This window comes from Rhizobium sp. UGM030330-04 (assembly GCF_003208455.1).
Classification (GTDB): domain Bacteria; phylum Pseudomonadota; class Alphaproteobacteria; order Rhizobiales; family Rhizobiaceae; genus Agrobacterium; species Agrobacterium rhizogenes_A.
Map to the genome: position 1 here is coordinate 1 of NZ_QKML01000035.1, position 4,680 is coordinate 4,680.

Annotated in this window: 6 protein-coding genes and 2 pseudogenes; all 8 read right to left on the reverse strand. The window is 53.9% G+C overall.

Annotated features, from left to right (window positions below):
- Positions 1 to 92: 92 nt before the first annotated feature.
- A pseudogene (locus N434_RS25185) lies at positions 93 to 581 on the reverse strand (contractile injection system protein, VgrG/Pvc8 family); the annotation flags it as partial.
- A 77-nt stretch (positions 582 to 658) separates the two neighbouring features.
- A complete protein-coding gene (locus tag N434_RS25190; protein ID WP_077767958.1) occupies positions 659 to 964 on the reverse strand; it encodes a PAAR domain-containing protein in 306 nt (101 codons plus the stop codon).
- A gap of 22 nt (positions 965 to 986) precedes the next feature.
- The gene (locus tag N434_RS25195) at positions 987 to 1,775 is read right to left on the reverse strand and encodes a cell division cycle protein 123 family protein (RefSeq protein ID WP_110760760.1); all 789 of its coding nucleotides are present in this window, start codon (positions 1,773 to 1,775) and stop codon (positions 987 to 989) included.
- On the reverse strand, positions 1,776 to 2,306 hold the full coding sequence (locus N434_RS25200) for an SMI1/KNR4 family protein (protein WP_110760761.1): 531 nt from the start codon (positions 2,304 to 2,306) through the stop codon (positions 1,776 to 1,778).
- A gap of 10 nt (positions 2,307 to 2,316) precedes the next feature.
- Positions 2,317 to 3,240: an HNH endonuclease gene (locus tag N434_RS25205; RefSeq protein ID WP_059761059.1), complete on the reverse strand. Its 924-nt coding sequence runs from the start codon at positions 3,238 to 3,240 to the stop codon at positions 2,317 to 2,319.
- Positions 3,237 to 3,716, reverse strand: coding sequence for a hypothetical protein (locus tag N434_RS25210; protein ID WP_065116707.1), 480 nt, complete (start codon positions 3,714 to 3,716; stop codon positions 3,237 to 3,239). The genes N434_RS25205 and N434_RS25210 overlap by 4 nt, the downstream gene beginning before the upstream one ends.
- Positions 3,713 to 4,309 (reverse strand): DUF4123 domain-containing protein, encoded by a 597-nt coding sequence (locus tag N434_RS25215; RefSeq protein WP_110760762.1) that lies wholly within the window; start codon positions 4,307 to 4,309, stop codon positions 3,713 to 3,715. The genes N434_RS25210 and N434_RS25215 overlap by 4 nt, the downstream gene beginning before the upstream one ends.
- Positions 4,310 to 4,317: 8 nt before the next feature.
- Positions 4,318 to 4,680 (reverse strand): annotated as a pseudogene (locus tag N434_RS25220) (type VI secretion system tip protein VgrG); the annotation flags it as partial.

Genomic DNA, 4,680 nt, shown 5'->3' on the forward strand with positions numbered 1-4,680 from the left:
ATCTCCTGATGCGATGCGGCGTCGACACAGGCACGCCTAGCGCAGTACACCCGTTCCGCAGGTGACTTGCTGGAGCGGGCGAGCATATATTCGGCCTCTTCAATGCGCGAGGTGGACGAGGTGGACGAGCCGAACACACGGTCATGATCCGCCTCGATCGACTGGGTTCTGAGTTTCTGCGCCCGCTCGGCCTCTTCAACCGTGCTGATCCGGGCCGGATATTCATAAAGCTCACGCTTCGTCGCATCCGGCATCTGCACCAGCGACGGCGTCATCGTGCCCGGCACCATGCCCGGCGTCTCGAAGTTCCAGTCCGCGCCCGCCCGCTGGCCCGATACATAGGAAAAACGCCGTGCCCAGTCATTGATGTGGTTGCGGTCCGAAGACCCCTGCGCCAGACGCACCCTGCCCTCGCCCTGCGCCGAAGCCGACGGGGCAAGCCAGCCGCTGGCGCTGTCCGCCACATACAGCTTGTGGGAACCATCCTCATGGCTGAACCAGTAGAACAGCCCGTCCTCCTCGAAACGGCGCGTCAGATAATCAAGGTCCGTCTCGTTCCATTGCACGCTGTAGTGTTGCGCAGCCCTGTTGCAATCAATACAGCGTTGAACGCGTGTTCACGCTACCAACTGTTGTTAGCCACCAATGCATGCCGCCTTCATTCAAATGTCAGCCACGGAACGCCTTGGACAAGCTTGCCACCGTGAGCACATGCATCACCCAACCGGGCAATCTTTTTGCCGTTTATACTGGCGACTGCGGAACCAGATGTGATCCTATCCGAAGTTGTGGGAACACCCGTGCAGAGCAGACTGTCCCCCACGGTGGCAACCGGCACGCCTTCAACAGTAACAAAATTCTGTTGAGTGGAGACTAAAGGGCCACCGACATGCGGTCTCGGGCCGGGATCGACTTTGGGACAGATGTGCATATGGCCTTTAAGGGAGACTGGGCTGGCGGTCATTGGCTCCTCCTTTTCAACTAAATCAAGCCGCATGTGCAAAAGGCAGCGGCGCTATGGCGAGCACTCGATTATTCCCGCCCCGGAACCGCAGCCCCCTGTCAAAATCCCCCCCGTTCCTCCACTGAAAAAGACACGGATCGGACCGTACGATGAGCGGGTTAAGGTCCAGAAGCACAGCTTCAAATCCGGCGACATCGTCGGGTTTCAGGTAAATGTCGACGATAGCATCATCAATATGAGCGACCTCCCTGAAACGGTCCGCAAAATCAACCAGAGCTGCTGCGATGGATTTGGCATTGGCTTCTATCTCAGGAAAAAAAGCGGTATGAAAATACTGCGAGGCGCCAATGAACTCCCGGTTTTTCATGAAGAGCCTGAACTCAGACCATTTCGGAATGTCTTTCCACGGCCGTATGAACATGCAGACGTCAAATTTATCTTGAAGTGAACTGGCAAGAAGTCCCGCCACACGGGGGTTATCCCGCAATATATGAGACATGAGTTGGGCGCTGTTGAAGATCGGGCTCGCCTGATACCGTCCCGGCTGCTTGAAACTGCATCCTCCGAGACGAAAATGAGCGCCGTCTTTGAAAACCGCCGTTTTGGCATCTATGCCTATGCGAAATTCATCCGATAGCTGGGTGAGTTCATCTATGTCGAACAGTTCCCGGAAAGCCGCTGTTCTACTTCCTATCGCGGCGCGATCCCGATCCGAAATAAGCAATTGCTCGAAGGGCAATCCCAACTCGCACACTTCGTCGGGCCAGGATTCGATGAAGGTTGCTCGCCATTTTTCGTGCAGACCAAGCATTTATATCTCGTCGGCCTTTTTAAGATTGTAGAAGAACTCATAAAGAGACGGGGCGGCAAAACCCAGGCCCCGCGCGTTATTTCCTGTGCCGAAGGGATCCGACGCTTGTTCCCACAGCCATACCCGGTTGTCGGTCTTATCCTGACCATTCATCAACAAATACGAATTCCCACCGTCAGCGGTGCCGAAGAATATCATTGGTAAGCTGAACTGGTCAGGCCACGTGGAGCTGCTTATGAACATGTCGTATCGATCATAAAACCGCTTCTTGCCAGAAACCAGAACTTGAACTTCATGTGCGGAACGCCCGCCATCCTCATACGTCACAACAAAATTTGCGTATATATCGGGTTGTTCGAAGCCATTCCAGCCATAACGCATGAGAACCGCAGCAAGCTGCTCCGGCACGGACAATGTGGTGTAGTCCTCAAATTCGTGAATATCTTGAGCAGACCAGAGAGAGTCTTCCTCAAAAGACCAATCGCCCGTTGCCTGCATTCTGGCGATTGCTTCATCCAAAGTAACGCTCATAATATTTTCCTCAATAAGCAGGGTCTTTTACTGCTGAAGCGCCCCCGGTATGCGCACCTCCGCCCGACTTTACGGCATGGATTCGTTCATCAACAAGCTGCATCGTTGATGTATCTTCATTGTGGTGCCACGTGTAGCCATCCTCCATTTTGGAAGCGTTCCAGCTGCCATACCTCTCTTTCATCGCTGTTCTCGCTTGCCCGAAATCGCCATTTCGCGCGGCGTGGTTGCCTTGCATATCAGGTATTCGTGCTTCGATGGGCTTGCCATCTGGGCCTTTTTGGCTGAAGGGTGAGAAATCGGGCTTACCATTTCGGTATTGAACGCCATCCTGCCCATACTCTTTCAACGCCTTGTCGGCCGGCGTCCCTGGTTCAGGGGACCACTTACTGTTGCCCGGCTCTCCAGACCACTTCCCCTCCCGGGGAATGTTCTTGTATTTGCCGCCGTTCTTATATTCGTCGATCTTTTTCTGGCGGCATGCCTTCGTATTGCATTTTCTTAGATCTTCCTGAAGCTTGCGGTATGCTTCGCCGCGCTTGGAAGCCCAATATTTCGATGCCGCTGCCGACTTTCGTACATGGTCTTCGAGCGCCTTGACCTTGCGCTGGGCGGCAGCAACCTGACTCATCAGTTTTTCCGCATACCGCGCAATCTTGGTGCCCTTGGCAGCGGCCTTGGCCCCATCACCCCAGACAGGAATAAGACCGACCAGATCAAGCCCGGCATCTGCCCAGTTGCCGGTCCAGGCGTTTCCAATCGCGCTCGCAACATCCACGACACCGCCCACCACGGGCACAGACGAAGCAGCCAGCCAACCCGCTTCTTTCGCAATTTCGGTATAGCGCTGGTTCAGCATATCCAGATCGCGGCGGGCCAGTTCAAGCTCGCGTGTATCCGGGACATTGACGAGATCATCAAGATGCTGGCTCATTGAACGTCTCTCGCCTTGGCAGCGCGCTCACGCTCGAACTCCTCCTCGATGTCGTCATAAGGGACGCCGAGAATGTTGTTCTTCATATATTGCGGGAACCAGAAGGCATTGTCGCTCCGCGCAATCGCATTTCCCTCCTGGCTCATGGTCGGCTCAAGGTTACAGCGCTCGATACGTTGTTCCTCGGTTTGGCTTCGATCTCCCAGGATGGATTTATACGGTTCGAAGAGAAAGAAATCCGGGCCGATCCTCCACATCAAAACGACAAAGTGAATTTGATAAACTGGATCGGAAAAGCCGAAATGCTCCGCATAGCGTCTGCCCCAACGTGTCATTTCGGTAGCCTGGGGCGACCCCGCCATATCAGAGAAACTGGGCAGATGCTTTGGCATCACTTCCCTGGTAAAATAATTCGTAAAATCGTCGTCATCGTGCAGCATCGCATTCATCTGACGCGGATCAAATTCAATGATCATGATAATGCCCTCTCAACTGCCTTTGCCTGGCCTGTGCCACCAGAAGGCAACACGACCTCTCGATGTACAATGCCACCTTCAAAGCGGAACTTAAGTAATTCTCCCGCCTTCAGATCGTTTTCACAATAAAAACACTCAATTCCCTTGAAAAAAACGGCAGCCTGCTCTGACGTCAGGACTGGCAGATACTGACGCAGAGTTCGCGGGTCGTAATAACGAAAGAAGTGGATGGTCCCCTCGTTATCTTTGACCACAGTAAATTTCCTCAAATGCCGAACGACATCCTCCAGCGCATGGGACGTTCGCAGGAAAACCGACCAGCGCTTGCCAAAGCCTTTGTCGATAAGCCATTGCAATACGCTTTCGTCAGATGTCATCTCCGCAACCCAAGCCGTATCGTCTCCGAACTCCTCAAGCGCGTTGCCTCTGTAAAGACATGCAACCTTGTCCGTCATGGCCTGAAGCGCGGGTGGAATAATCATCGGCGCCCGGGACGCATCGACCACGGCATAAAGACGGCCGGCTCCACCAGCTCCCTGCTGCTCCCACAGTTTGGAAAGAACTTTCTGCCTCTTCTCGGTATCGAGTTCCACGCCACCCCCTACTTCTTCGAGCAGTCTTCGGCAAAAGGTTTGTTCGTGCTTTTGCCGGCACTGCCCCGCTTGAAGTTCACAGCGTTTGCTTTGACCTCGAACTTGGATGCCTTGATAAACACCCCGTTTTTGTTGATCTCGATAACGCCACCGGGCGCCGCAAGCACGATCTTGTCGCTGACGATTACCGTGTGATTTTCAGTTTGCGTAAAAATGGCTTTGCCAACATTTATTTCGTAACGCTCTCCAACGGTTGTCTTCTTTGTCTTTCCGACGCTTTCCAGCGATGTCTGTCCGACATTGGTGACCTTGCTCACCCCGATCTGTTCAGCTCTCGCAACGCCGACACTGTCCGATTTGAACGTGCTGAC

What these genes read in the sequence shown, in the direction of transcription:
- N434_RS25195 (WP_110760760.1), bottom strand. Translation starts at nt 1,775, where the DNA reads ATGCTTGGTCTGCACGAAAAATGGCGAGCAACCTTCATCGAATCCTGG.
- N434_RS25200 (WP_110760761.1), bottom strand. Translation starts at nt 2,306, where the DNA reads ATGAGCGTTACTTTGGATGAAGCAATCGCCAGAATGCAGGCAACGGGC.
- N434_RS25190 (WP_077767958.1), bottom strand. Translation starts at nt 964, where the DNA reads ATGACCGCCAGCCCAGTCTCCCTTAAAGGCCATATGCACATCTGTCCC.
- N434_RS25205 (WP_059761059.1), bottom strand. Translation starts at nt 3,240, where the DNA reads ATGAGCCAGCATCTTGATGATCTCGTCAATGTCCCGGATACACGCGAG.
- N434_RS25210 (WP_065116707.1), bottom strand. Translation starts at nt 3,716, where the DNA reads ATGATCATTGAATTTGATCCGCGTCAGATGAATGCGATGCTGCACGAT.